We start from the raw sequence: 2,353 nt of genomic DNA, 5'->3' as shown, positions 1-2,353 counted from the left end.
CGAGTTGTGTCTTGGGTCTGCCTCTCATGATCACCTCGTCGTGTTGCCACACTACACGATTGATCCGCCGGCAGACAATTAATTCAATGAATTTCTAACTCAGGACACTAGCGTGGCGCCGTTCGCCACGGTGTAGGCCGAATTGGGGCTCAAGGCATTGGCCGCGCCTGCACGCAAGGTGCCGGCGGCCACCGTCGTGGCGCCGCCGTAGGTGTTCGCGGCCGACAGCACGGTGGTGCCCGTGCCGGCCTGGCTAACGCCACCGCCGCCAGAGATGAGGCCGTCGAAGGTGTAGAGGTTGTTGCGGTTGAAGGCGAGCGTGCCGTTGTTGACGGCCACGTTGCCGGTGATCGATCCGGTGTCGGCGCCGCTGCCGAGTTGCAGCGTACCGCCCGAGATGCTGGTGCCGCCTGTGTAGGTGTTGGTGCCCGTCAGCGCGGTGGTGCCCGTGCCGATCTGCTGCAACGAGCCACTACCCGAAATCGCGTTAGCCACGACGCTGATGTCGCTGCGGTTGAACGCGAGGACACCGTTGTTGGTGACATCGCCGGCACCAAAGGAGCCCGTGCTGCCGCCGTTGCCGATCTGCAAGGTGCCCGCGTTGATGGTCGTGCCGCCTTCGTAGGCGTTGTTGCCGGCGAGCACCAGCGTGCCGCCGCCCAGCTTCGTGAGCCCACCGCTGCCACCGATGCTCTGCGCCACCGTGGCGGTGTGACCGTTGGTGTCGATGCGGCCGCCCGGGGCATCGAAGGTGACGGTACGTGTGACGGCAAGGCTCAGGTCGGCGTCCGCGCGCAAGGTGCCGCCGCCGAATTCCAGCGGACCGCCGGATGCGCCCAGATTGGCATCACTCGCAACCGCGAGCACGCCATTGGCGAGGAAGGTGCCACCCGCGTAGCTGTTGGCGCCGCTGAGCACCAGGGTGCCGCTGCCGCCCTGGGTGAGCATGCCGGCGCCGGAGATCGGGCCTGTGAGGCTCAAGGTCGTGCCCGCCATCGGCGCGAAGGTGCCGCCGTCGCTGCCGAGATCGATGTTGCGCGCGCTGCCGAAAGTCGCGCTGGTGATCAGCGTGCCCTTGTTCAGGCTGAGTCCGCCGCTGGCTGCGCCGAGGTTGTTGTCGGCACCCACCTGCACCGAGCCGCCGTTGATGGCAGTACCGCCGGAATAGGTGTTGGCGCCGCCGAGCACCAACAGGCCCGCATCGGAACTGATCAGTTTCGCAGGGCCATTGGTGCCGTCGACGATGGGCGCGTTGATGGTGGCGGTGACCAAGGGATCGACACGGATGATCGTCTCCGGCTCACCCGCCAGCGTAAAGCCTGCACCCTCGATCGTGTACCCGGTGGTGCGGAACTGCATGCCCTCGATCGCGATGTTCTGGCCCAGCGTGACGGTCCCGGCGGTCCCCTGGAAGACGGCGAAGCCGCTTTGCCAAGGCGCGTTGACCGCGCCGGCGGCGTTGGTCCAGTTGGTGGTCGCGGTGTTCCATGTGGCCGTGCCGCCATCGACGACGCTGTTGGCCGTGGTGTTCACGCCGTCCCAGTATTGCAGTGCAAAGCCGCCCGATTGCACGATCAGGTTCACTTGGCGGGGCGTCGCGGTGTCGACCAGGAAGTCGCTGCTAGCGAAGCCCCTGGGCAGCGATCCCGTGACCGCGAGTCCGTTGTTGGTGAGCGCGCCGCTGTAGTCGAACAGGCGATACGTGCCGGGCGACATGCCGCCAAGATTGGCCAGGTTGAGCGTGCCGTCGAGCGTGAGGTTGCCGGTGACGGTGGTCAGGTCGTTCAGGTCGCCGCCGACCTGCCCGGGAAGCCCCAATTCATAGTCGATCTGCGAAGCGCCATTGAGCACCAGCGAGCCCACTTTGATGGTGCCCGGGCTGTCGCCCGGCGAGAGATGGCCGCCATCGGCCACGGTGACCGGGCCGGCCACAGTGCCGGTGCCCCGCAGCCTCGCGCCGGTGTTCACCTGCGCGCCGCCGGCGACGGCGCCGTTCACTGCGAGCACGCCGCCGGTGACGCTCGTGAGGCCGGTGTAGGTGTTCAAGCCGGTCAGGTTCAGGATGCTATTGCTGCCATTGCCGGCCTGGGTCACGGTGCCCGTGCCGCTGATGACACCGCCATAGATGCGCGTGTCGTTGCGGCCGTACACCAGCGCCCCGTTGTTGACGATGTTCCCCGAGATGGTGCCGCTGGTGCCACCGGCTCCGACCTGCAAGGTGCCCCTGCTGATGGTCGTGGTGCCGGAATAGGAACTGGCGCCCGTGACCGTCAGCGTGCCGGTGCCCGCCTGGGTCAGGGCGCCCGGGCCGCTGATGACCCCGGTGTAGACGATGGCGTCTGGCCGGTCGAAG

General features: G+C 67.2%; 1 protein-coding gene. It reads right to left on the bottom strand.

The window, feature by feature from the left end; all coding sequences use genetic code 11:
• Positions 1-99 precede the first annotated feature (99 nt).
• On the bottom strand, positions 100-2,353 hold a 2,254-nt coding region (locus WKW82_RS40370; protein WP_340348824.1), incomplete at its 5' end, for a beta strand repeat-containing protein.

This window comes from Variovorax rhizosphaerae (genome assembly GCF_037889975.1).
In the GTDB taxonomy this organism is placed as follows: domain Bacteria; phylum Pseudomonadota; class Gammaproteobacteria; order Burkholderiales; family Burkholderiaceae_C; genus Variovorax; species Variovorax rhizosphaerae.
The sequence above is the reverse complement of the archived record's forward strand: the minus strand, read 5'-3'. Positions and strand labels throughout refer to the sequence as shown.